Source organism: Micromonospora sp. NPDC005171 (genome assembly GCF_040608575.1).
Classification (GTDB): Bacteria; Actinomycetota; Actinomycetes; order Mycobacteriales; family Micromonosporaceae; genus Micromonospora.
Genome location: NZ_JBEXIM010000007.1, coordinates 68,341 through 90,664, shown reverse-complemented (window position 1 = coordinate 90,664; position 22,324 = coordinate 68,341). Strand labels below are relative to the sequence as shown.

Annotated in this window: 18 protein-coding genes; 9 read left to right on the top strand and 9 right to left on the bottom strand. The window is 70.3% G+C overall.

The features are described from left to right. Window positions 1-320 precede the first annotated feature (320 nt). Window positions 321-755 carry an SgcJ/EcaC family oxidoreductase gene (locus ABZU74_RS12820; RefSeq protein ID WP_355422129.1) on the top strand — a complete coding sequence of 145 codons (435 nt, stop codon included), beginning with the start codon at window positions 321-323 and terminating at the stop codon, window positions 753-755. Window positions 756-843: 88 nt separating this feature from the next. Here ABZU74_RS12820 and ABZU74_RS12815 read toward each other — a convergent pair whose 3' ends face one another. Continuing rightward, window positions 844-1,281, bottom strand: coding sequence for an SCP2 sterol-binding domain-containing protein (locus ABZU74_RS12815; protein WP_355422126.1), 438 nt, complete (start codon window positions 1,279-1,281; stop codon window positions 844-846). 229 nt (window positions 1,282-1,510) lie between these two features. On the opposite strand from ABZU74_RS12815, the gene ABZU74_RS12810 reads away from it, so the two are divergent. After that, window positions 1,511-2,314 carry a TIGR03084 family metal-binding protein gene (locus ABZU74_RS12810; RefSeq protein ID WP_355422123.1) on the top strand — a complete coding sequence of 268 codons (804 nt, stop codon included), beginning with the start codon at window positions 1,511-1,513 and terminating at the stop codon, window positions 2,312-2,314. A gap of 16 nt (window positions 2,315-2,330) precedes the next feature. Continuing rightward, entirely contained in the window at window positions 2,331-2,759 is a 429-nt protein-coding gene (gene aroH / locus ABZU74_RS12805; RefSeq protein ID WP_355422120.1) for a chorismate mutase, read from the top strand. Here the strand turns inward: aroH and ABZU74_RS12800 are convergent. The 7 genes from ABZU74_RS12800 to ABZU74_RS12770 form a co-directional block, all read right to left on the bottom strand. Beyond that, window positions 2,694-3,470 carry an SDR family oxidoreductase gene (locus tag ABZU74_RS12800; RefSeq protein WP_355422435.1) on the bottom strand — a complete coding sequence of 259 codons (777 nt, stop codon included), beginning with the start codon at window positions 3,468-3,470 and terminating at the stop codon, window positions 2,694-2,696. The genes aroH and ABZU74_RS12800 overlap by 66 nt on opposite strands. Before the next feature lie 6 nt (window positions 3,471-3,476). Then, window positions 3,477-5,012 (bottom strand): 4-hydroxyphenylacetate 3-hydroxylase N-terminal domain-containing protein, encoded by a 1,536-nt coding sequence (locus ABZU74_RS12795; protein WP_355422117.1) that lies wholly within the window; start codon window positions 5,010-5,012, stop codon window positions 3,477-3,479. Continuing rightward, window positions 5,009-6,613: a tyrosine 2,3-aminomutase gene (cmdF, locus tag ABZU74_RS12790; RefSeq protein WP_355422114.1), complete on the bottom strand. Its 1,605-nt coding sequence runs from the start codon at window positions 6,611-6,613 to the stop codon at window positions 5,009-5,011. The genes ABZU74_RS12795 and cmdF overlap by 4 nt, the downstream gene beginning before the upstream one ends. Window positions 6,614-6,686: 73 nt before the next feature. After that, the gene (locus tag ABZU74_RS12785) at window positions 6,687-9,833 is read right to left on the bottom strand and encodes an AMP-binding protein (RefSeq protein WP_355422111.1); all 3,147 of its coding nucleotides are present in this window, start codon (window positions 9,831-9,833) and stop codon (window positions 6,687-6,689) included. A gap of 107 nt (window positions 9,834-9,940) precedes the next feature. Then, on the bottom strand, window positions 9,941-11,098 hold the full coding sequence (metK, locus tag ABZU74_RS12780; protein WP_355422109.1) for a methionine adenosyltransferase: 1,158 nt from the start codon (window positions 11,096-11,098) through the stop codon (window positions 9,941-9,943). Between the two features lie 26 nt (window positions 11,099-11,124). Further along, window positions 11,125-12,063: a cyclase family protein gene (locus ABZU74_RS12775; protein ID WP_355422106.1), complete on the bottom strand. Its 939-nt coding sequence runs from the start codon at window positions 12,061-12,063 to the stop codon at window positions 11,125-11,127. Beyond that, window positions 12,060-13,214, bottom strand: coding sequence for an epoxide hydrolase family protein (locus ABZU74_RS12770; protein ID WP_355422103.1), 1,155 nt, complete (start codon window positions 13,212-13,214; stop codon window positions 12,060-12,062). The genes ABZU74_RS12775 and ABZU74_RS12770 overlap by 4 nt, the downstream gene beginning before the upstream one ends. Window positions 13,215-13,450: 236 nt before the next feature. On the opposite strand from ABZU74_RS12770, the gene ABZU74_RS12765 reads away from it, so the two are divergent. The 5 genes from ABZU74_RS12765 (at window position 13,451) to ABZU74_RS12745 (ending at window position 18,998) form a co-directional block, all read left to right on the top strand. Then, window positions 13,451-14,632, top strand: a complete 1,182-nt coding sequence (locus tag ABZU74_RS12765) for an acyl-CoA dehydrogenase family protein (protein WP_355422100.1) — start codon at window positions 13,451-13,453, stop codon at window positions 14,630-14,632. 209 nt (window positions 14,633-14,841) lie between these two features. Continuing rightward, the gene (locus tag ABZU74_RS12760; RefSeq protein ID WP_355422098.1) at window positions 14,842-15,111 is read left to right on the top strand and encodes a phosphopantetheine-binding protein; all 270 of its coding nucleotides are present in this window, start codon (window positions 14,842-14,844) and stop codon (window positions 15,109-15,111) included. A gap of 7 nt (window positions 15,112-15,118) precedes the next feature. Continuing rightward, window positions 15,119-15,991, top strand: coding sequence for a phytanoyl-CoA dioxygenase family protein (locus ABZU74_RS12755; RefSeq protein ID WP_355422095.1), 873 nt, complete (start codon window positions 15,119-15,121; stop codon window positions 15,989-15,991). Window positions 15,992-16,133: 142 nt separating this feature from the next. Beyond that, a complete protein-coding gene (locus tag ABZU74_RS12750) occupies window positions 16,134-17,624 on the top strand; it encodes an FAD-binding protein (RefSeq protein ID WP_355422092.1) in 1,491 nt (496 codons plus the stop codon). 27 nt (window positions 17,625-17,651) lie between these two features. Continuing rightward, a complete protein-coding gene (locus ABZU74_RS12745; protein ID WP_355422089.1) occupies window positions 17,652-18,998 on the top strand; it encodes an FAD-binding protein in 1,347 nt (448 codons plus the stop codon). Window positions 18,999-19,063: 65 nt separating this feature from the next. Here ABZU74_RS12745 and ABZU74_RS12740 read toward each other — a convergent pair whose 3' ends face one another. Then, window positions 19,064-20,695: an MFS transporter gene (locus ABZU74_RS12740; RefSeq protein ID WP_355422086.1), complete on the bottom strand. Its 1,632-nt coding sequence runs from the start codon at window positions 20,693-20,695 to the stop codon at window positions 19,064-19,066. A 265-nt stretch (window positions 20,696-20,960) separates the two neighbouring features. Here ABZU74_RS12740 and ABZU74_RS12735 point away from each other — a divergent pair, with 265 nt between their 5' ends. Then, window positions 20,961-22,322 (top strand): extracellular solute-binding protein, encoded by a 1,362-nt coding sequence (locus ABZU74_RS12735; RefSeq protein ID WP_355422084.1) that lies wholly within the window; start codon window positions 20,961-20,963, stop codon window positions 22,320-22,322. Window positions 22,323-22,324 lie beyond the last annotated feature (2 nt).

The following is a 22,324-nucleotide window of genomic DNA, read 5'->3' as shown; positions in this document are numbered from 1 at the left end:
GGTGAGCAGCCCCGGCGAGGGCTGACCGGGTAAAGCCCGGTGGTTGTCGTCGTCCACGACAAGGCCAGAGATCACGCGACGGTGCCCGGTCACGGGCTGTCCTCCTGTCGAAGTCCCCGATCGGATTCAAGTGTGGTTGTCGTGGCCATCCGAGCATGCCGCTAACAGTGGTGCGCAGTCTTCTTCGAAAATGCCGAGTTGGACGCGACCAACGCGCATTCCAGGAGAACGGAACGGCTTCTGCCAGCACTAGCCTCGGCAACGTCGGGATGCAAATCCGACCGACCTCTTCGGGACCATCCAAGAATCGAGGACCAGCGATGACCACCAGTTCCTCCGCACCGTTGGTGACCGGCCTCTCCGGCGCCGACCAGGCGGCCATAGCGGCGGTCCCCGGCCGCCTGGTCAAAGCGTGGGCGGCTCAGGACGCGCAGGCGTTCGCGGACATCTTCGTCGACGACGGGTCGATGTTGCTACCGGGTGTCTACCGCCAGGGCAAGGACAACATTCGCGATTTCATGTCGACCGCGTTCGGCGGCCCCTTCAAGGGCACCCGGGTCACCGGCACGCCGGTGGAGATCAAGGCGCTGGCCCCGGGTGCGGTCGCGCTGATCACGGAGGGTGGTGTCATCCCGGCCGGCGAGACGACGCTGCCCGACCGGGCGGCCATCCGGGCGTCCTGGATTCTCGTCAACCACGACGGCGAGTGGCTGCTCGCCGTCTACCAGAACTGCCCGCGCGACCGCGTCGCCTGACCCGACCGGCGCACCCGAGCCGAACGACGCCGATGACTGCGGGAGTCATCGGCGTCGTTCTCGGTGTCGGCGGAAGCGGGCGGCCCGGTCAGCCTCTGGGCGGGTCGAACAGGGTGGGGAACTTCGCGGTCAGGGCCAGGTCGCCCTTGGTCTTGAGGCGACCGCGCATCACCAGCGCCACCGCGTGCGCGTTGCCCGTGACGAGGTTGAGGAAGTCGACCCCACCCAGCGAGAGCGTGAGATCGGGGTGTCGACCGTTGCCCGGTGTGCTGACGCAGGCACCGTCGGCGATGACCATCTCGTAGACGTCGACGCCGCCGTCGGGGCGGTCGCCGATCCGCCAGTGGATCACGGCGGTGAGCGCGCCGGCACGATCGGCGCGAAACACCTGGGGCATGTTGGTGAAGATCTCGTCGATGAGGTCCGTCCGCCGCGGGCCGTGCATCAGCCGACGCAGCTCGCCGTTGGGGGTCTGCCTGACGAACACCGCGAGCTCGCGCGGGTTCATCGTGGTGGGGTCGCTCATAGGGATTAGGTTGGCCGATCGGCCACCGGACGGACATCTCCGAGAGTGCGTTCAGTGGCGGATCCGCGCAGGTCGCGCACGTAGCGAGACGACGACGCGGGGCTGACCGTCCAATGATTGATCCGACCTGCTCCACAGGCGCGCACCGCGCACCAGCCGTCCGGCCGCGGGAACACCGGTGTCCCCTTCCCCGGCCCGACACGAGCCCTGTAGCGGAAGGAAGAACCACATGTCAGCACAGCCCGATGTGTTCGCCGATCTGGTCAGCGAGGGCGACGCGTTCGACACGCTGATCGCCGACCTGGACGACGCCGGTTGGCGCACCGAGACGCCCGCCGTCGGCTGGACGGTCGCCCACCAGGTGGCCCACCTCGCCGCGGTGTTTCGCCTGGCGGGGCTCTCGGCGTCCGACCCGGACACGTTCAGCCGGTTCCTCTCCTCCATGAGCGGCAGCTTCGAGTCCAACGTCGCCGCCGCGATGGCCCCGTACCTCGCCGCCCCACCGCCGGCGCTGTTCGCCAAGTGGCAGGAGGAGCGGTCGAACGCGGAGAAGGCGTTGGCGGCGCACGCGCCGACCGACATCGTGCCGTGGCTGGTCCGTCCGATGCCGGCCGCCATCCTGGCGGGCGCCGGCATGATGGAGCTGTTCGGCCACGGGCAGGACGTCGCCGACGCGCTCGGCGTCGAGCGCCGGCACACCGACCGGATCCGGCACCTGTGCGGGTTCGCCGCACGTACCTGGGACTTCGGTTACCTGGCCCGTGAGGAGGAGGTTCCGGACGTGGAGTTCGGCTACACGCTCACCGCCCCGTCCGGCGCCACGTGGACGTTCGGCCCGCCGGACGCGGAGCAGCGGATCAGCGGCCCGGCCGTCGACTTCTGTCTGCTGGTGACCCGCCGACGGCACCGCGACGACCTGCGGCTGAGCGCGGTCGGCCCGGACGCCGAGCACTGGCTGGACATCGCGCAGGCGTACCGGGGCCCGGCCGGATCGGGCCGCCAGCCCGGCCAGTTCGCCGCCGCGACGCACTGACGACGGGGGTACGACGATGACGGCACCGACCCTGCGGGCGATCCGGGGCGCGATCCAGGTCGACCGGGACAGTCCGGACGTGGTCGGGGCCGGTACGCGGCTCCTGCTCGACGAGGTCGTCCGGCGCAACGGACTGACGCCGGACGACCTCGTCAGCATCCTGTTCACCGCCACACCCGACCTGGTGAGCTGTTTCCCGGCGGTCGCCGCGCGGCAGCTGGGCCTGCACGACGTACCCCTGTTGTGCGCCGCCGAGATCGACGTGCCCGGCGCGCTGCCCCGGGTCGTGCGGATGCTGGCCCACGTGCTGACCGCACGGCCGCGAGCGGCCGTGCGGCACGTCTATCTCGGGGGCGCCGAGGTGCTGCGCCCCGATCTGTCAGCGATGCAGCTCGCCGGCGTTCACGTCGAGACACTGCCCGGTGATGGCGCTGGCCAGGTCTGACGCGAGGAAGACGACGGCGTTGGCCACCTCGTCCGCCTCCGGCAGGCGACGCAGGTCGAGGCTCGCCGCCGTCTCGTCGTAGACCTGCTTCTCGGTGATGCCGCGCTCCTGGGCCAGGTAGGCGAAGTAGCCGCGGAGCCCGTCGGACCAGACGTAGTTGGGCATCACCGTGTTCACCCGCACGCCTGACGGGCCCAGCTCGGTCGAGAGGCTCTGCGCCAGCGCGAGCAGGCCCGACTTCGACATCCGGTACGCGCCGAACGACGGCTTCGACTGCCGTACCACCATCGCATTGATCATGACGATGGCGCCGTTGTGCTCGGTGAGCGTCGGGGCCAGCCGTTGGGTGATCCGCAGCGCGCCGAACACGTCGGTCTCCAGGCTCGCCCGCACGGCGTCGACGTCGATCGCGGTGAGGTCGGCGAAGGCCGGCGCCGCGAACGCGTTGTACACCAACACGTCCACCCGCCCGAACGCCTGCAGCGCCGAGTCGGCCAGGGCGGCGACCGCGGCGTCGTCGGTCAGGTCGGTCGGCGCCGCGAGCGCCCGCCGGCCGAGCTGTTCGACCTCCTTGGCGACCGCGGCGAGGACCGACTCGTTACGTGCGGCCAGTACGACGTCGGCACCGGCCCGGGCACAGCCGAGCGCGATCGCCCGTCCGAGCCCTGGCCCCACACCGGCGACCACGGCGACCTTGTCCTGCAACATCAGCGCTCCTCACGTCGTGGAGAGATCGTTGCGCGCCCACCGCAGGTGATCGAAGGACGCGAGGTCCGGCACGGTCCAGCCGTCGATGTCGTACTCGCTCATGCACTCGTCGACGAACCGCTTGTAGCCGTCTATCTGCCCCGAGGCGAGTTGCGCGAAGTACATCTCCACCCGGGTGTTCTCGTGGTTGCCGGAGTAGTTGCGCTCGTAGAGCTCGTGCCGGCCGCCGAACTCGGTGCCGACCGCGTCCCACAGCAGCTTCATCAGCTTCACCCGCTCCATCGCGGTGCTGCCGTCGGAGCCCCGCATGTACTGGTCCAGGTATCCGCGGATCGCCGGGTTCTTGAAGTCGTCGGCACTGGAGTTGAGGTAGATGAGCCCGCTGGCCACGTCCTGCATGATGATCTCGCGGACCCGGGGATAACCCACCTGCATGAACCACCGGTATGCCTGCCCGTACTCCGGGTTCGGCAGCACCGCCCCGTTCTTCCACGGCACCGGGTTACGCGCGGCGGCGTCGGACAGCGCCCAGAAGAGGTTGCGCCAGGCCAGCACCTCACCCAGACGGCTCTGCACCCCCCGGAAGTCCTTCGTACCGGTCAGGTCCAACGCCTTGGCCAGCAGGCCGGCGATGAATTCGAGTTTCACCGCCAGCCGGGTCATGCCGTGGAACGTGAACCGCTCGGTGAACCCCGAGCGCCCGCCGAACATCTGCACCTTGCCGAGGTCGCCGTAGACGAACACGTTCTCCCACGGGATCTCGACCTTGTCCAGGATGAGCACCGTGTCGTTCTCGTCCAGCCGTGACGAGAGTGGGTAGTCGAACGGGCTGCCCATCACGGCGGCCGTGGCGGCGTACGACGGCCGGCAGATCAGCTTCATCCCGCGGGCGCCCATCGGCACCGTAGCGATCAGTGCGAACTCCCGCCGTTTGACCGGCATTCCGTGGTGCGAGATGAAGTTGAAGTGGGTCAGCGCGGAGCCGGTCGCGACGACCTTCGCGCCGCTGACGATCAGGCCGGAGTCGGTTTCCCGTTCGACGTGGACGAACACGTCGCGTACCTCGTCGGGCGGCCGGTTGCGGTCGACCGGGGGGTGCACGACCGCGTGGTTCCAGAACTGCACCTGCTCCTGGGAGCGGCGGTACCAGGCCCGGGCGTTGTCCGCGTACTCGCCGTAGAAGTCGGCGTTCGCGCCGAGGGTGCCGAGGAAGGACGCCTTGTAGTCCGGGCTGCGCCCCATCCAGCCGTAGCTCATCCGGGCCCACGCCGCGATGGCCTGCTGGTCGGCGACCAGGTCCTCGGCGCTGTGCGGCGTGGTGAAGAACCGGTGGGTGAAGCCAGTGCCGCCGCTGTCCACCGGTGCGGTGAGCACCGATGCGGTGGCCGGGTCGTGGAGCGAGTCGTAGAGCCTCGCTGTCATGCGTACCGCGTTGGCGAACGCCGGATGCGTCGTGACGTCCTTGACCCGGTCGCCGTAGAGGTAGATCTCGCGATCGTCACGCAGGCTCTCGATGTACTCCGCGCCGGTGTAGGGCCTGGTCACCGTAGGTCGCTCTGCTGAGCGCTCGCGGCCGCGGCGGCGAACTCGCCGCGGGACAGGGCGGCGGTGACGGTCTCCAGGTCATCGGCCATGTAGCGGTCGCGATCCAGCGTCGGCACCATCGACCGGACGTGGTCGTAGGTGGCCTTGGCGACCGGGCTCAGGTCGCCGTACCGCTTGGAGATGTCGACGGCCTGCGCCGCGGCCAGGTACTCCAGGGCCAGGATCGTGTCGTTGTTGCGCAACACCCGACGGGCGTTGCGGGTGGAGATCAGGCCCATGCTGACCACGTCCTGGTTGTCGCCGTTGGACGGGACGCTCTGCGTGCTCGCCGGCCCGATGGTGCGGTTCTCCGCGATCAGGGCGGTCGCCGGGTACTGGGCGCCGGCGAAGCCGCTGTTCAGGCCCGGATCACCGGTGACCAGGAACTCCGGCAGACCGTAGCTCAGGTGCCGGTTGAGCAGGCGGTTGGACTGCCGCTCGGAGAGCACACCGAGCTGGGTCAGCGCGATCGTGAGGAAGTCCATCACGAACGCGACCGGCTGTCCGTGGAAGTTGGCACCGTGGAAGATCTCCTCGCCCTCGAAGAAGAGCGGGTTGTCGTTCGCCGAGTTCAGCTCGATGCCGATCTTGTTAATCGCGTGGTAGAGCGTGTCCCGCACCGAGCCCAGGATCTGCGGGATGGCCCGCAGCGAGTACGCCTTCTGCAGGTAGACCTTCGTCCGCGTGACGTCCTTGCCGGACTCCTTGCCGGCGGCCACCTCCTTGCGCAGCTCGCTGTGCTCCACTGTGGACAGGCTGCCGCGCATGAGCGTCCGCAGGTTGGCCGCCGTGTCGATCTGCCCCTGATGCGGTCGCGCGATGTCGTGCCCCTCCGGCTGGAACGGGCTCATCGAGCCCCGCAGCGCCTCGATCACCAGGGCGGTGACGATCTCCGCCTGGCGTACCTGCGTCATGGCCCGGTCGGCCACGAGCGCGCCGACACCGGTCATCGCCGACGTGCCGTTGATCAGCGCGAGCCCCTCCTTGAAACGCAGCTCCAACGGCTCGATGCCGTGCTTGCGCAACACCTGACCGGTGGGCACCTTGCCGGTGCCGTCGAGCACGTAGCCCTCACCGATCACAGTGGACGCAATGTGCGACAGCGGCGCGAGGTCCCCGCTCGCGCCGAGCGAGCCGATCTCCGGGATGGCCGGGGTGATGCCCAGGTTGAGGTAGAGCGCGAGCCGCTCCAGCAACTCGGGGCGTACCGCGGAGTGGCCCTTGGCCAGCGCGTTGAGCCGAGCGGTCACGATCGCCCGCGACTCGTCCCGGGCGAACAGCGGGCCGACGCCGGCGCTGTGGCTCCGCACCAGGTTGGTCTGCAGTTCGACCTCCTTGGAGGGGTCGACCAGCATGTAGATCATCTCGCCGTAGCCGGTGGTCACCCCGTACACCGGGATGTCCTGACGCACGATGTCCTCGAACATCGCACGGCTCTTCCCCGCTCGTGCGAGCGCCGACGGCGACACCTCGCAGGCGGTGTCGTCCTCGGCGATCCGGCGAATGCCCGGAATATCGAGAGTGTCGCCGTCCAATACGACAATGTTCTCGTTCGTTGTCACTGTCCTCACCCCATCACAGCCGTGGTGCCAGGTCGGGTCTTGTGGGCCTGCCCGGATGGGCGATGCCCGGTGCCTACCGTCGTGGTCCGTCCTCGTCGCCGGCGACGCTGACAGCGTTGGCGAGGGTGCGGAGCGACGGGTTGGCGTAGAAGTCGCGGATCGGCACGTGCACGCCGAACCGTTCGGAGACGCGGTGGAGCAGAGCCGGGATCAGCGCGGAGCGTCCGCCGGTCGTGAAGAAGCTGTCGTCGAGGCCCGGTACGCCCGCGTCGACCACCTCGGCCCACAGGGCCGCGAGGGTCTGCTCGGTGTCGGTCAGCGACGCCGTCGTCGCAGCCCCCACCGAACGCGCCAGCTCGGGCAGCCGCCGCCGGTCGACCTTGCCCCCGACGTTGCGGGGAAGCCGGCCGTCGACGGCACGGAACACGACGGGGATCACCTTGCCGAGTCGCTGGCGCAGGTGGGCCCGCCACACCTCGGGCGAGCCCTCCCCGGGTCGGACCGGCACGACGTACGCGTCGAGGCGGTTGACCAGCCCGTCCGGCCCATGGACCGCCACCACGCCGCACTCGCGTACCGAGGAGTGCGTCTGCAGCGCGGCCTCGACGTCACCCAGTTCGAGGCGCACGCCATACACCTTGATCTGGAAATCCTCGCGGCCCCGGTACTCCAGGGCGCCGTCGAAGCGCCAACGGCCCAGATCACCTGTGCGGTAGGTGCGGATGTCGGACCGTCCACCGACCGGGGCGAACGCCGTGGACGGATCGGCCGCGCCAAGATAGCCGGCCGCCACGAAGGGACTGCGGATGACGATGGCGCCTGTGACACCCGCCGGACAGGGGCGCTCGTCGGCGTCGAGGACGAGCACCTGGCGGCCGGGAATCGCCCGTCCGATCGGCGTCGAACCATCCACCGGTCGGTCGATCGGCTGCCAGGTGGCCGCGATCGTCTCGGTCGGCCCGTAGAGATTCGCCAGGCGCACGTCGGGCAGGCTGCCGCGCAACCGGTTGACCAGCTCCCCCGGCAGCGCCTCACCCATCAGCAGCAGATGCCGCAGGGCGCGCAGGGGCCGGTCCGCGCGGCTCGTGACCACCCGCAGCAGTTCGCGGGCGAAACTCGGCACGGTCTGCAGGTGGGTGATCTCCCGGTTGGCCATCCAGTCGACGAGCTTCTCGCCGTGGATCCGGATGTCCGGCGCGGGCAGGCACAGCGTGCCGCCGCTGGTCAGGGTGGCGAACACCTCGCACAGGGCGGGGTCGTGGTCGGGCGCCACCCACTGCGCCACCCGGGCGCCGTCGCCCATCTCGAACCGCGTGCCGAGCCAGGTGACGAACTGGCCGAACGCCGAGTGCGGCTGGGCGATGCCCTTGGGCTGTCCGGTCGATCCGGAGGTGTAGGCGACGTAGGCGACCGCGTCGGCGTCGACCGTCGGCAGCGCCCCGACCCCGGTCAGGGTCGCCACGTCGTGCACGGCGATGTCGAGTTCGATGCGGGCCCAGCGGGCCAGTTCGTCGTCGTCCGGGTCACCGGCGACCAGCAGACACGCGGGACGCAGGTCGGCGAGCACGGCACGACCTCGACCACCCACGTCCCCGGTGCCGAACCAGCACAGGTGCGCGCCGGCGGCGAGCACCCCGAGCAACGCGGCGGTCTGCTCCGGTCCGGACGGGAGCCGCACCACCACCGGCCGTCCGCCCGCACCTCGCGCGAGCAGGGCGGCGGCGATCTCCTGGGCCCGCAACCACAGCCCGGCGTACGTGAGACCGCCGCCGTCGGCGAGCACCGCCAGGCGCTCCGGGTGGGTGTCGACGATCCGCCGCACCAGTTCGTGCACCGGCACGTCGACAGGCGGCCCGTCGGCGATCCGGTCGTCGCCGCCCAGCTCATCGGCGGCGGGTGTCGGCTGGTCCATCGGCAGGGCGGTCGCCGGCAGGTCCGGCGTGCCGACCCCGGCGGCGAGGACGGACAGCACCTGGTTGGCGATCCGTTCGACGGATTCGTCGTCGAACAGCTCGGCGCGGTAGGCGAGGGAACCGGTCGTCGCCGGCCGGGTCGCCACCCGCAGTTCCAGGTCGGCGATCGTCCCTGGCGGGTCGATGTCCTGCCGGGTCGCCGTGGTGTGCGCCAGGCGCAGGGTGGAGTGCTCCTCGGTGGCCTCGTCGACCAGCACGTTCACCAGCGGGATGGTGCGCGGGTCCCGGGGTGCGCCGAGCAGTTCGACGAGCCGGCCGAACGGCAGGTGCCGCTGGTCGGACAGCGCGTCGAGACGCCCGGCGACCTGGTCGACAAGCTCCCGGAAGGTCGGCGTGCCGGTCAGGTCGACGTCGATCAGGGCGAGGTTCTCGAACGGCCCGACCAGCCCGGTCGGCGTGGTCGCGAGCCGGGTGCCGACCCGGGTGCCGACCGCGACCCGGCGTTCCCCGCTGTAGCGCGCCAGCACCACCTCCAGGGCGGCGAGCACGACCGCCAGTGGAACCGTGCCGGCGTCGAGCGCGAGCCGGTGGACGTCGTTGGCAAGCTCGACGCCCCAGTCGAAGTGGTACACGCCGGCCCGCCAGTCGACGTCGGCGCCCCGGTCCCGGTCGGTGGGCAGCTCGACCGGCGCCGGCGGGGTGGACTCCCGCCACCATTTCTCGGCCCCTCGGGCGGCGGCCTCGACCGCGCGTGCGGCGCGCACGTGCTCGGAGAACCGCGGTGCGGCATCCGTGCCGATCGGGCGCGCCGGTGCGCCGCCGAGCGCCGCGGCGTAGTGCCGACCCAGCTCGTCGATCAGGGTCGACATCGAGGGCTCGTCCGCGACGATCTGGTGCACGACGAGCACCAGGCAGTGCCGCAGCGGGGCCAGCCGGGCCAGGGCGAGCCGGGCCAGCGGGCCCCGGTCGAGGAGGAACGGGGCCGCCACCTCGGCGGCGAGGAACGCCTCGACCGTCGGCTGGCCCTGGCGCCCACCGGTCGAGCAGTCCACCACTGACATCGCGGCGGGCATGCTCTCGTCGAGCACGGCGCGGCCGGACTCGGTGAAGCGGACGCGCAGGGTCTCATGCCGGTCGACAAGCGTCGTCCAGGCCGTCCGCAGCGCGGCGACCTCGAGTGGTCCGGAGATCCGGTACGCCCGGTAGCGGTGCAGCGCCGGGGACCGGGGCGTCAGACGATCGAGGAACCAGAGGCCGTCCTGCGCCGCGGAGGTAGGAAGCACGCTCGTCGTGTCGTGAATGGACATCTGCGACCACCGCCCCCTTCTGCTCGGAAAAGCATGTCAATGTGGGGTTCCGCCCCTCAACTCCCGAATTGCGGCGTTGAGGGGGTTGCGCTCTCGGAGCGCAGGCGCTACGCGGCAAGCGACGCCAGACTCTCGGCCCGGCTGGTGTCCTCCCACGTGAACGTGGGCAGCTCCCGACCGAAGTGCCCGTACGCCGACGTCGAGCGATAGACCGGCCGGAGCAGGTCAAGGTCCCGGATGATGGACGCCGGACGCAGGTCGAACACCTCCGCCACGGCCTTCTCGATCCGCTCCGGCGCGACTCTCTCGGTACCGAACGTCTCGATCGACAGGCTCACCGGCTCGGCGACGCCGATCGCGTACGCCACCTGGGTCTCGCACGTCCGCGCCAGGCCGGCGGCCACGATGGTCTTCGCCACCCACCGCATCGCGTACGCCGCCGAACGGTCCACCTTGGACGGATCCTTGCCGGAGAAGGCGCCGCCACCGTGGCGGGCGTACCCGCCGTAGGTGTCGACGATGATCTTCCGACCGGTCAGTCCCGCGTCACCCATCGGGCCACCGATCTCGAACCGCCCGGTGGGGTTGACCAGCAGACGGAGGTTGTCCACATCGAGGTCGAGCGGTTCCAGTTCCGGCAGCACGACGTTGTCCCGGACGTCCGGGCTCAGCATCGACTCCAGCGAGATGTCGGCGGCGTGCTGAGCGGACACCACCACTGTGTCGACCCGCACCGGACGCCCGGCGTCGTACTCGATGGTGACCTGGGTCTTGCCGTCCGGCCGCAGGTACGGCAGCCGGCCGTCCTTGCGCACGGCGGTGAGCCGGCGGGACAACCTGTGGGCCAGCGCGATCGGCAGCGGCATCAGCTCCGGCGTCTGATCGCACGCGAAGCCGAACATCATCCCCTGGTCGCCCGCGCCCTGCGCGGCGCCCGCCTGGTCGACCCCGAGGGCGATGTCGGGCGACTGTGCGCCGATCGACACGCTGACGCCGCAGGACGCTCCGTCGAAACCCTTGTGCGACGAGTCGTACCCGATGCCCAGGATCGTCTCCCGGACGATCGTCGGGATGTCGGTGTAGGCGCTGGTGGTCACCTCGCCGGCGACGTGCACCTGACCTGTGGTGATGAGCGTTTCGACGGCGACCCGGCTGTGTGGGTCCGCAGCCAGCAACGCGTCGAGAACGCCGTCGCTGATCTGGTCGGCGATCTTGTCGGGGTGACCCTCGGTCACCGATTCGGACGTGAAGAGATGGCGTCCCATGGCTTCCCCGTTTCAGGGCGGTCGGATCACTTGATGGCGAGCGGGTTGATCGGCGAACCGACAGCCCGGGTGATCTTGAGCGGCGGCGCCGCGAAGAAGAACTCCCACACCCCGTCGGCCCGGCAGTCCTCGGTCAGCTCCTCGAAGTCGAGGATCTCGCCGAGCGTCAGGCCCATGTCCCGGATCAACACCATGTGCACGGCCAGGAAGGCGTCCGGGTCCTCGCCCGGCAACGCCTCGACCGCCCAGTTGTCCGCGCAGACCGCGGCGACGTCGCGGTCCCGCAGCCACTGGCAGCTGGCCAGCCCCAGGCCGGGTTCCCCGGCCATGAATCCGGCGTCCTGCCCCTGCTCGACGAACTTGCGCCGCCAACCGGTACGGACCAGCAGGATGTCTCCCGGACCGACGTCCACGCCGCCCTGCCGGGTGACGGCCGCGTCCAGATCGGCGGGGGTGATGACGTCGCCGACCTCCAGCCACGGCACGCCGCGCACCGCGGGGATGTCGAGCAGCACACCCCGACCCGCGATCCCCTTGCCCTGCCGGTCGATTCCGCAGCGGGCGGCGCCCTTGACGGTCAACTCGTCGGCGGGAAAGCCGTTGTAGAACTGACCGTCGTAGAAGACGTGGGCCAGCGCGTCCCACTGCGACGATGCCTGGATCGGCATGAACAGGAAGTCGTCGGCGTACCGGAAGCCACCGGGAAACACCTGCTCCGCGCCGGTCTCCGACATCAGGTGTACGGGGTTGCTGCGGAAGCGGCCGTTCTGCGGCCCCTTGTCGTCCAGGTTGATCCCCAGGTCGAAGGTCCGTCCCGCGCGAATCAGTCGGCCGGCCGCGACGAGCCGCTCCGGTGTGATGAGGTTGACGGTGCCGCGCTCGTCGTCCGGGCCCCAGCGACCCCAGTTGCGCAGCCGCTCCCCCACCGCCCGGAAGTCGTCGACCCGGGGTTCGGTGTGCGTCACGAGCCGGCCCGCACGACGCGGGCGAACGCCCGCACGTCGCCGACGAACAGGTCGGGCTCCTCCAGGGCCGCGAAGTGGCCACCACGGTCGAACTCCGACCAGTGCACCAAGGTCGGGAAGTCGCGCTCGACGAACCGGCGGATCGGCAGGAACACACCCTGCGGGAACACCGCGACGCCGAGCGGCTGCCGGATCGGGGCGTACCGCACGGTGGGGTTCGAGATCGGCAGGTAGTCGACGGTCTCGTAGTAGAACTGCGCCGACGAGCCCGCGGTGCCGGTGAACCAGAAGATCGAGACGATGGCCAGGATCCGGTCCCGATCGACAGCGTCCTCGGGAACCTTTCCGGAGTCGGCCCAGTCCTTGAACTTCTCCACGATCCAGGCGAGCTGACCGACAGGCGAGTCGCTCAGCGCGTACGCGATGGTGTGCGGCCGGGTCGCCTGCAGTTTCATCGAACCGGCCAGCACGTCGAGGAAACGCTGCGAGCGGGCCAGGCGCCGCCGATCCTCCTCATCGAGCACGTCCGAGCCGTCCGCCGCCGGCGTGGTGACCAGCGTGTTCAGGTGCAGACCCACGACGTGTTCCGCGTCGATCTGGGCCAACGCGTACGAGATGCCGGCGCCGAAGTCGCCGCCCTGGGCGAGATAGCGGTCGTAGCCGAGCCGGCTCATCAGCTCCGCCCAGGCCTTGGCGACCGTGAGGTTGTTCCAGCCGGGCGCCGGCATCGGCCCGGAGAACCCGAATCCCGGCATCGACGGGATCACCAGATGGAAGGCGTCGGCCGCGTCCCCGCCGTGCGCGACGGGGTCGGTCAGCGGGCCGATCACGTCGAGGAACTCGGTCACCGAGCCGGGCCAGCCGTGCGTGATGATCATCGGAGTGGCGTTCGGCTCCGGTGAGCGTACGTGCAGGAAGTGCACCGGCGAGCCGTTGATCGTGGTGACGAACTGTGGCACCTCGTTGATGCGTCGCTCCATCGCGCGCCAGTCGAACCCGTCGCACCAGTAGTCCACGAGTTCGCGTAGGTAGTCGACGGGCACGCCGCGGTCCCAGCCGGCGTCGAAGAGCACGGGCCAGCGGGTTTCCCGCAGTCGGCGGCGGAGATCGTCCACGTCCTCCTGAAGAATGTCCACCCGGAACCGTTCCATATCGGATACCCCTTCGACGACGGACGCAGCAGGGCCGCTACGACGGAAGTCAATATCACCTGCCCGAAGCGGAACGGCGCACCTTCCATATTGCGCCGGTTCGGCTCTTGCCCCGGTCGGGAGCAGCGCACTCCGGAAGATGCGTGGCGGCAGCGGTGGTGCAAGGGTCAGATGGGCGTCCGCCGTCAGTTCCGACGCGCAATTCACGGACTCCCCAACCATTTCGAGGAGGATCGATGTCGATCACCGACGCTCCGCCCCGCGCCGACCTCGTCCGCGCGGCCGCGGAGCTGGTGCCGTTGCTGGCCCGGCACGCCCAGTGGAGCGAGGACAATCGCCGACTGCACGACGAGGTCGTGGAGGCGTTGAGTGACGCGGGCATCCTGCGGATGCGGGTGCCCGAGAGGTTCGGCGGCTACGAGTCCGACACTCGCACCGTCGTCGAGGTCATCGCCGAACTGGCCCGCGGTGACGGCTCAGCCGCCTGGACCGTGGCGGTCTGGCACATCAGCAGCTGGATCACCGGCCTCTTCCCGGACTCGGTGCGGAAGGAGGTCTTTGCCGACCCGTCGGTCCGGATCAGTGGCATCCTCAGCCCGACCGCGGTGGCCGTCCCGACCGAGGGCGGCTACCTGCTCAACGGCAAGTGGTCGTTCAACACCGGCGCCACGCAGAGCCAGTGGAACGCCAACGCCGCCGTTCGACCCACCCCCGACGGGGGCTACGAACCGATCATGACCCTGATCCCGATGGCCGACCTGCAGATCATCGACGACTGGCACACGTCGGGCCTGCGCGGCTCCGGCAGCGTCTCGACGGTCGCCGACGGCGTGTTCCTGCCCGAGGAGCGCGTCATGTCGATGGTCCCGATCATCATGGGTCAGCACCCGCTGCAGCTGGACCCGAACGCCACCATGTGGGGCGGCCCGTTCATGCCGGTGGCCTGCGCGACCGTCGGCGCGACCGCGCTGGGCCTGGCCCGGGCCGCCAAGGAGGCGTTCTTCGAGCGGCTCCCCGGCCGGAAGATCACCTATACCGACTATCCCGACCAGAGCCAGGCGCCGCTGACCCACCTCCAGGTGGCCGAGGCCGAAATCAAGATCGACCAGGCCGAGTTCCACGAGTACCGCGCCGCCGACCGGGTGGACCGCAAGGGCAAGTCGGGCGAGGAGTGGACACTCGAGGAGCGCGCCAAGGCGCGCCTCGACCTCGGCGCCGCCTGCCAGGCGGCCAAGGACGCCGTCGACGTGCTCCGCACGGCCAGCGGAGGATCCTCGGTCTACCAGCACGTGCCGATCCAGCGGATCCAGCGCGACGTGCAGACGCTGAATCTGCACGCGATCATGCACCCCAACACCAACCTCGAACTGTACGGCCGGATTCTGTGCGGAATGGGGCCGAACACGCAGTACCTGTAACAGGGGTAACCGGCGCGGCCGGGCCTGGATGCGGCAATCGCTCCGGGCCCGGCCGTCATTCTGTCTGGGCCCATTCGAATTCGGCCAACGAGAGCGCAATAGCGAAGAACACATTCGGCGATATCACCGACATCATATGCGGTGGGGGTCGCCGAATTCGCCGGCCGACCCGTGCGGCAACCATCAGCTCTTATCTCGGGAGGATTCCCATGCCGATCGACCCACCCGGCACGCTGACCGTCACCGATATCGAGAAGCAGGTCGAATCCATCTGGCGGGACGTTCTCAACGTCCCCGCCGACCGGACCGACGGAACGTTCTTCGAGCTGAACGGGCAGTCCATCTCCGCCGTGCGGATCGTCGCCCGCGTCCAGGAGGAGATCGGCGTCCAGATGGACCTCGGTGACCTCTTCGAAGATCCGAACCTGGCCACTTTCACGCGCGACATCGTCGCGAAGGCCGAAGCCCGAGGAAGGTAGTCCGACCATGGTGGAGTTCGTCCGGGTGACGTCCGATGCCCCCCTCGACGACGTGGTCACCGTGCTGGAGCGCGACGGCTGCATCATCATCGAGAACTTCGTCGACCAGACCACGCTCGACGGCCTCTGGGAAGACCTGGGCCCCCTGCTCGACGGCACGCGCTACAGCAAGAGCGGTTACGACGGTCACCTGACCCGACGGGTCTCGTCGCTGTTCCGGCGTACCAGCCACCTGACCCCGATCTTCCTGCACCCGCTGTATCTGGGCGCGGCGCGGCAGATCATGGAGAAGCCGGTGCACATGTGGGTCGGTCAGGCCCGCATCGAGATGACGCCCAACATCCAGATCAGCGCGACCCAGGCCATCCAGATCGACCCGGGGCAGGGGCGTCAGCCGCTGCACCGCGACGACTCGCTGCACCTGCGTCGGCACCCGGGCCCGACGACGCGGGTGCAGTTGATGCTCGCGCTGAGCGAGTTCACCCAGGAGAACGGCGCCACCCTCGTGATCCCGGGCAGCCATCACTGGGACGACGAGCGTGCCCCGCGCTACAGCGAGGCGATCCCGGCCGCGATGCCCGCCGGGTCGGCGCTGCTCTGGCTGGGCGGCGTGTACCACGGCGGCGGCGGCAACGTCTCCGCCGAGCCGCGGACCAGCCTCACCGTCTCCTACGACCTCGGCAACCTGCGGCAGGAGGAGAACCAGTTCCTGGCGGTGCCGCGCGACGTCGTGCTCACGCTCCCCGAGGAGGTCCAGCGCCTGCTCGGCTACGACCGTTGCCCGCCGGGCGTGGGCTGGTACGAGATGGAGGACCCCCACATCCTGCTCACCGACCCGGACGCCGACCCGGCGGTGCTGGAAAGCCCCGCCCGGACCTGAGCGCGTCCGACGTGGTGGACGAAGCGGCCGCCCCGCCCGCTGTCGGTGGGGCGGCCGTCCTGTTCGCACGATCAGAGATGCGTCCGCCGGCCCGCAAATGTGAGGGTCTGATGGTCGTCGCCCAGCGGAGGGACCCACCCACATGACCGACATCCTGCCCGACGACCCGCGCTACGCCGCACTCGTCGAGGGATACAACCACCGGTTCACCGGCCGCCCGGACCACGTCCGTCAGGTCCGCACCACCACCGAGGTCGCCGCCGCCGTACAGGAGGCCGTCGACTCGGGACGGCGGGTGGCGGTGCGCAGTGGCGGCCACTGCTTCGAGGACTTCTTCGCCAACCCCGAGATCCAGGTCCTGATCGACCTCGCGCCGATGAGCGCGGTGTCCTACGACCCGCAGCGGCGGGCCATCATGGTCGAGGCCGGCATCACCCTCGGGGCGCTCTACCCGATCCTGCACGACACCTGGGGCGTCACGATTCCCGGCGGCACCTGCTTCGAGGTCGGCGTCGGCGGCCACATCACCGGCGGTGGCTACGGCCACCTGTCCCGCCGCGACGGACTGGTCGTCGACCACCTGTACGCGGTGGAGGTGGTCGTCGTCGACGAGTCGGGCACCGTCGACGTGGTGGTCGCCACCCGGGAGCCCGACGACCCGCACCACGACCTGTGGTGGGCGACCGCGGGCGGCGGTGGCGGCAGCTTCGGCGTGGTCACCCGGTTCTGGTTGCGCAGCCCGGGAGTCGACTCCGACGACCCGTCGCGCCTGCTGCCCACGGCGCCCCGCCGGATCCGCCGCTGCGACGTGCTGTGGTCGTGGGACGGGATGACCGAGGACGCGCTGACCCGACTCATCGCGAACTACTGCGGCTGGCTGGAGCGGCACAGCGCCGTCGGCGCACCGGAAACCCAGCTGTGGAGCAACCTCATCGTCATGCACCGCTCGGCCGGCATCGTGGCGCTCACCGCTGTGGTCGACGACGCGGTCGAGGGTGCCGCCCGGATGCTCGACGACCAGCTCGCGGCGATCGGGGACGGCACCGGGTTGACCCCCCGGTCCGTCGACCGGGACGTGGTCGACTGGATGGCGAGCTGGATGCCCTCGTACAGCTGGCCCAGCGACCCGAAGGGGCGCTACAAGAACAAGGCCGGCTATCTGCGCCGGGGCTACACCGACAAGCAACTGGCGACGATCTTCCGCTACCTTGCCGACCCGGAGTACGCCAACCCGGCGGCCGGCATCGTGCTCACCGCGTTCGGCGGACAGGTCAACGCGGTCCCGTCGGACGCCACCGCCGCGGCGCAGCGGGACAGCGTGGTGAAGGCGTCGTACAGCGCGGGCGCCTGGCAGTCACCCGACGACGACGCCGTCAACACCGCCTGGGTCCGCGCGTTCTACCGGGACGTCTACGCGGAGAGCGGTGGTGTCCCGGTGTCCGGCGACGTCAGTGACGGCTCCTACATCAGCTACCCCGACGTCGACCTGGCCGACCCGGAGTGGAACACCTCCGGCGTGCCCTGGCACACCCTCTACTTCAAGGACAACTATCCCCGCCTCCAGCGGGTCAAGCGCCGCTACGACCCCCGGGACGTCTTCCGGCACGGTCTGTCGGTGCGGCTGCCCGACTGAGCGGTCCACACCACCCAGGGAGCCACGATGGCAGGCGAGGTGTACTTCCCCCACGATCCGGCCTACGAGCACGCCACGACGGTGTTCAACCTGCACGGAGCACCCCGACCGGCCGCCGCGCGCACCGTGCGCACCCTCGCTGAGCTGCGGGACGTGCTCGCGTACGCCCGGACGGCATGCATGCCGGTGCGGGTGCACAGCACCGGCCACGGCGCCGCGGCGGCGCGGGAGATGAGCGGCTCGGTGCTGGTGCGTACGGAGATGGACGGTGGGGTGCAGATCGACCCGGTGCGCCGCACCGCGCTGATTCCCGCCGGCACCCGCTGGGGCGCCGTCGTCGACGCGGCGGCACCGTACGACCTGGCCGCGCCGCACGGCTCGTCGGCCGACGTCGGCGCCGTCGGCTACCTGCTGCGCGGCGGCGTCAGTGTGTACGGGCGGCTGGTCGGGCTCGCGGCCAACAGTGTGACGGCCGTCGACCTGGTCACCGCCGACGGTGGCCTGCACCGCGTCGACGCCGACCACGACCCGGAGCTGTTCTGGGCCCTGCGGGGTGGCGGCGGTGGGTTCGGGGTGGTGGTCGCGGTGGAGATACGGCTGTTCCCGGCGCGGCCGGTGGTCACCGGTTCGGCGTACTGGCCGGTGGCGCACGCGGCGGAGCTGCTGAGGCGGTGGACCCGGTGGGCCGCGACGGCGCCGTGGGAGGTCACCAGCGCGTTCCAGGTGCTCAACCTGCCGGACGTACCCATGGTGCCGGCCGAGCTGAGGAGCGGAACGATGATCGGGGTGGCGGCGACCGAGGTACGAGTCGACGACGCGCCGAGCGGGCTGACCGAGCTGCTGGACGACCTGCGCGCGGTGGCCGCCCCGGTGGTCGAGTCGTGGCTGCCGTGTACGCCGGCCGAGGTGGTCCGCGCTCAGCTCGGGCCTGACGAGCCGGTGCCGATCGTCGGCGACCATCTGCTGCTCGCGGACCTCGACGAGCGGGCGTCGGCCGCGTTCCTGGCGGCGACCGGCTCGGGATCGCCGCTGATCACGGCGGAGCTGCGCCAGCTCGGTGGCGCGTTGGCCGTTCCGGACCCGCGGGGTGGGGCGCTCGACCACTACGACGCCCGCTACTCGTACCTGGGCAACGCGATCCCGGACGGCCCCGAGGCCACCGCGACGATCGAGAAACACTGCGCTGTCGTCCGGGCGGCGCTGGCACCCTGGGACACCGGTCGCACCGCGCCGACGTTCGTGGAGAGCTGGCAGCAGCCGCAACGGCACCTCGACCCGGAGCAGATCGACCGGGCGGACCGGGTCCGCACCCGCGTCGATCCCACCGGCCTGTTCCGCCTCGACGCCAGCCCCGGAACGACGATGCTGCGCTAGGCAGCGGACGCACCAACGGCGGTCGCCCGGGGGGATGGGCGGCCGCCGTTGGCGTATCGGGGTGCCTAGACGGCACCGGTGGTGGGCACGGTCTCCGACGACGACGAAGACGCAGGCGACGAGGCAGGCGCGGACGACGCCGTCGGGTCGGGTCCGGGCGTCTGCGCGGCGGTCTTTTTCCGCAGCGTCAGCGCCACCAGCACGATCAGGGCGACGACCAGCAGCGCCTCGACGCCGGCCACCACGTTCATCGCGGTGGTGAACGCCTCGCCGGCGACGTCGCGGAGGGCGGTGGCCAGGTTGCCCGGCAGCGAGTCGGCGGCGGCGGTCGCCGCGGCGACGTTCTCCCGGGACACGTCGGCGATCTCCGGGGGTACGTCGGTCAACGGCGCGTCGGCCATCCGGTCGCGGTAGACGGCGGCACCGATGCTGCCCAACAGCGCGAGGCCCAGCGTCGACCCGAACACGTTGCTGGTCTCGGAGAGCGACGCGGCCGAGCCGGCCTTCTCCGGGGGTACGGAGCTGACCACCATGCCGGTGCCCTGGGTGAACAGCGGACCGGTGCCGAGCGCGACGAGCGCGACAGCGACGACGATCGCGATCAGCCAGCCGGAGCTGCCGGCCTGGGTCAGCACCAGCATCGCCACCAGGGAGATGCCGAGGCCGATAATGATTGCGGTGGCCGGCTTGAGCGACTTCATCAGCATCGGCGTGGCCATGCTGCCGATCGCGATGCCCAGACCGGTGGGCGCCTGCCAGAGGCCGGACGCGGCCGGCGACAGGCCCTCGACGCTCTGGATGTACTGCGTGCTCATCAGGCTGACGCCGGCGAGCGCGGCCGAGGCGAACATCATCGTGACCAGGGTGCCGCTGAACGAGGCGCTCCGGAACATCGTGAGGTCGATCAACGGGTGCTCCAGCCGGGACTGGCGGCGGACGAAGATCCAGCCGACCACCAGGCCGAGCAGGATCGCGCCGCCCGCGACGACCGGGTTGTCCGAGTCGCTCGCGGCGAACTCCTTGACGCCGTACACCACCGGCAGGATCGCACCGAGCGACAGCACCACGCTGAACAGGTCGAACTTGCCCGCGTTGGGGTCGCGGTACTCGGGCAGCAGCACGAACCCGGTGGCCAGCAGCACGATCATGAACGGCACACCGAGCAGGAACACCGAGCCCCACCAGAAGTGCTCGACCATCACGCCGCCGACGATCGGCCCGATCGCGGTGCCACCGAAAAGCGCGGACGCCCAGATCGAGATCGCGACGCCCCGCTGCTTCTCGTTGCGGAACATGTTGGTGATCAGCGCCAGCGTCGACGGCGACAAGGTCGCGCCGGCGATGCCCAGCAACGCCCGCGCGATGATCAGGGTGGTGCCGCTGTTGGCGTACGCGGCGAGCACCGAGGCCACCGTGAAGGCGACCGCGCCGATCATGAGCAGTCGACGGCGCCCGACCCGGTCACCGAGGGTGCCCATGGTGAGCAGGAAGCCGGCCAGCAGGAAGCCGTAGATGTCGATGATCCACAGCTGCTCCACGCTGCTGACGCCGAGGTCCGCGCTGAGATGCGGCAGCGCCAGGAACAGCGCGCCGATATCCATCGCCACAAGCATCGCCGGCAGCGCCAGCACCGCCAACCCGATCCATTCCTTACGTCCCGCCAGGTCGTTCGCTGGCGCCGACGTGGAGTTATCCATCGTGTCGATCCCTTCTCGGCCTCATGAGCCTGCGCGGCGGTCTTCGACGCCCCGAGGCCCCTCTACCGCCATGTCGAAGCCGACGCGCGGTTTTCGACATGTCTTTCCGGCGTACACAGGGTCTGCCGCGAACAGGTGCTCGGGACGACTTCCGTCGTGCGCAGTCGCCGGCCACCGCGCGGCGTAGCAATCGCGGAGATGACCGCTCCCCGCATCGGCGGGCAACCTTTGGGCGACCCCCATCGAACTGCCGGAGGACTGTTGCGTGAGGACGGACGCCGAGCCCATCAGCATCGACATCTGGCTGCCCAGCTACCCGGCCGTGCCCGACTACGTGGGCGGGATCCGGGCCCTGGCCGCGAGCTTTCACGACGCCCACCCCGACTACCGGGTCCGGATCCGCGAGTCGAGCTACAAGACGTTGCCCGCCGACGTGGACGCCGCGGCCCGACGTGGCGCCGCCCCGGCCCTCGTGCAGTACTTCCACACCTCCACGCAACTGGCCCGGGACATGCGCGACGTGCACGGCGCACCGCTGTTCCGGCCGGTCGCGACGGCGCTCGCCGAGCGCACCACAGTGCTCGGCGAGCCGGTGGTCACCGACGACATCGTGGCCCCGGCGCGGGGGTACTACTCGGCGGACGGCCTGCTGCTCGCGGCTCCCCCGCTGGTCTCGACCACCCTGCTGTACGCCAACACCACGTTGCTCGCGGCGGCGGGAGTGACAGCGCTGCCGACCACGTGGGCCGAGGTGACGGCCGCCTGCAAGGCGGTCAGCGCGCACACCGGCGGACCGGCGATCACCTGGCCCAACCACGGATGGATCTTCCAGCAGGCGGTCGCCCAGCAGGGTGGCCTGCTCGCCGACCACGCCAACGGCCGCGACGGTCGCGCCGAGAAGGTCGACCTCGCCGTGCCCGAGATGGTGGCCTTCGCGCAGTGGTGGCGCGGTCTGTACCGCGACGGCCACTACCACTACACCGGCGGGCAGGCGTACGGCGAGAACACCGGCCGGGCCTGGCAGGAGAACTTCGCCGCGTTCGCCGAGCAGCGGGTGGCGTTCGTCCTCAGCTCCTCGGTCGAGGCGGAGTGGCTGATCCAGGCCGGCCGCGACCACGGCTTCACCGTCGAGGTCGGCCGGATGCCGCACAACGGCGAGGTCCGCTACGCGGGCAACATCGTCGGCGGTGACGCGATCTGGCTCACCGACAGCGTGCAGCCGGCGGTCCGAGACGGCGCGCTCGCGTTCCTGCAACACCTGCTCGACCCGCGGGCCGTCGCCGAGCGGCACAAGGCGACCTGGTTCATCCCGGTCACCACGACGGCCATCGACCTGCTGGCCGGCGACGGCTGGTTCGACGAGCGGCCACATCAGAGGGTCGCCATCGAGCAGTTGCTGGCGACCGACGGTTCACCTGCCGCGCGCGGGGCCGTACTCGGCGAGTTTCCCCGCATTCAGGGCCTGATGACGCACGCGATGGAGGACATCCTGCTGCACGACGCGGACCCGTCGGACCGCTTCGCCCGCGCGTCCGAGCAGGCCCAGCACTTGCTCGACGACTACAACGCCGACTGCCTCGGCCTGCGGGCGGGTCCGCCCGGGCCACGTCAGTTCGTCGTGGACTGACT

Coding starts and splice junctions, on each gene's coding strand:
- ABZU74_RS12820 (WP_355422129.1), top strand. CDS start 321: ATGACCACCAGTTCCTCCGCACCGTTGGTGACCGGCCTCTCCGGCGCC.
- ABZU74_RS12815 (WP_355422126.1), bottom strand. CDS start 1,281: ATGAGCGACCCCACCACGATGAACCCGCGCGAGCTCGCGGTGTTCGTC.
- ABZU74_RS12810 (WP_355422123.1), top strand. CDS start 1,511: ATGTCAGCACAGCCCGATGTGTTCGCCGATCTGGTCAGCGAGGGCGAC.
- aroH (WP_355422120.1), top strand. CDS start 2,331: ATGACGGCACCGACCCTGCGGGCGATCCGGGGCGCGATCCAGGTCGAC.
- ABZU74_RS12785 (WP_355422111.1), bottom strand. CDS start 9,833: ATGTCCATTCACGACACGACGAGCGTGCTTCCTACCTCCGCGGCGCAG.
- metK (WP_355422109.1), bottom strand. CDS start 11,098: ATGGGACGCCATCTCTTCACGTCCGAATCGGTGACCGAGGGTCACCCC.
- ABZU74_RS12770 (WP_355422103.1), bottom strand. CDS start 13,214: ATGGAACGGTTCCGGGTGGACATTCTTCAGGAGGACGTGGACGATCTC.
- ABZU74_RS12765 (WP_355422100.1), top strand. CDS start 13,451: ATGTCGATCACCGACGCTCCGCCCCGCGCCGACCTCGTCCGCGCGGCC.
- ABZU74_RS12760 (WP_355422098.1), top strand. CDS start 14,842: ATGCCGATCGACCCACCCGGCACGCTGACCGTCACCGATATCGAGAAG.
- ABZU74_RS12755 (WP_355422095.1), top strand. CDS start 15,119: ATGGTGGAGTTCGTCCGGGTGACGTCCGATGCCCCCCTCGACGACGTG.
- ABZU74_RS12750 (WP_355422092.1), top strand. CDS start 16,134: ATGACCGACATCCTGCCCGACGACCCGCGCTACGCCGCACTCGTCGAG.
- ABZU74_RS12745 (WP_355422089.1), top strand. CDS start 17,652: ATGGCAGGCGAGGTGTACTTCCCCCACGATCCGGCCTACGAGCACGCC.
- ABZU74_RS12740 (WP_355422086.1), bottom strand. CDS start 20,695: ATGGATAACTCCACGTCGGCGCCAGCGAACGACCTGGCGGGACGTAAG.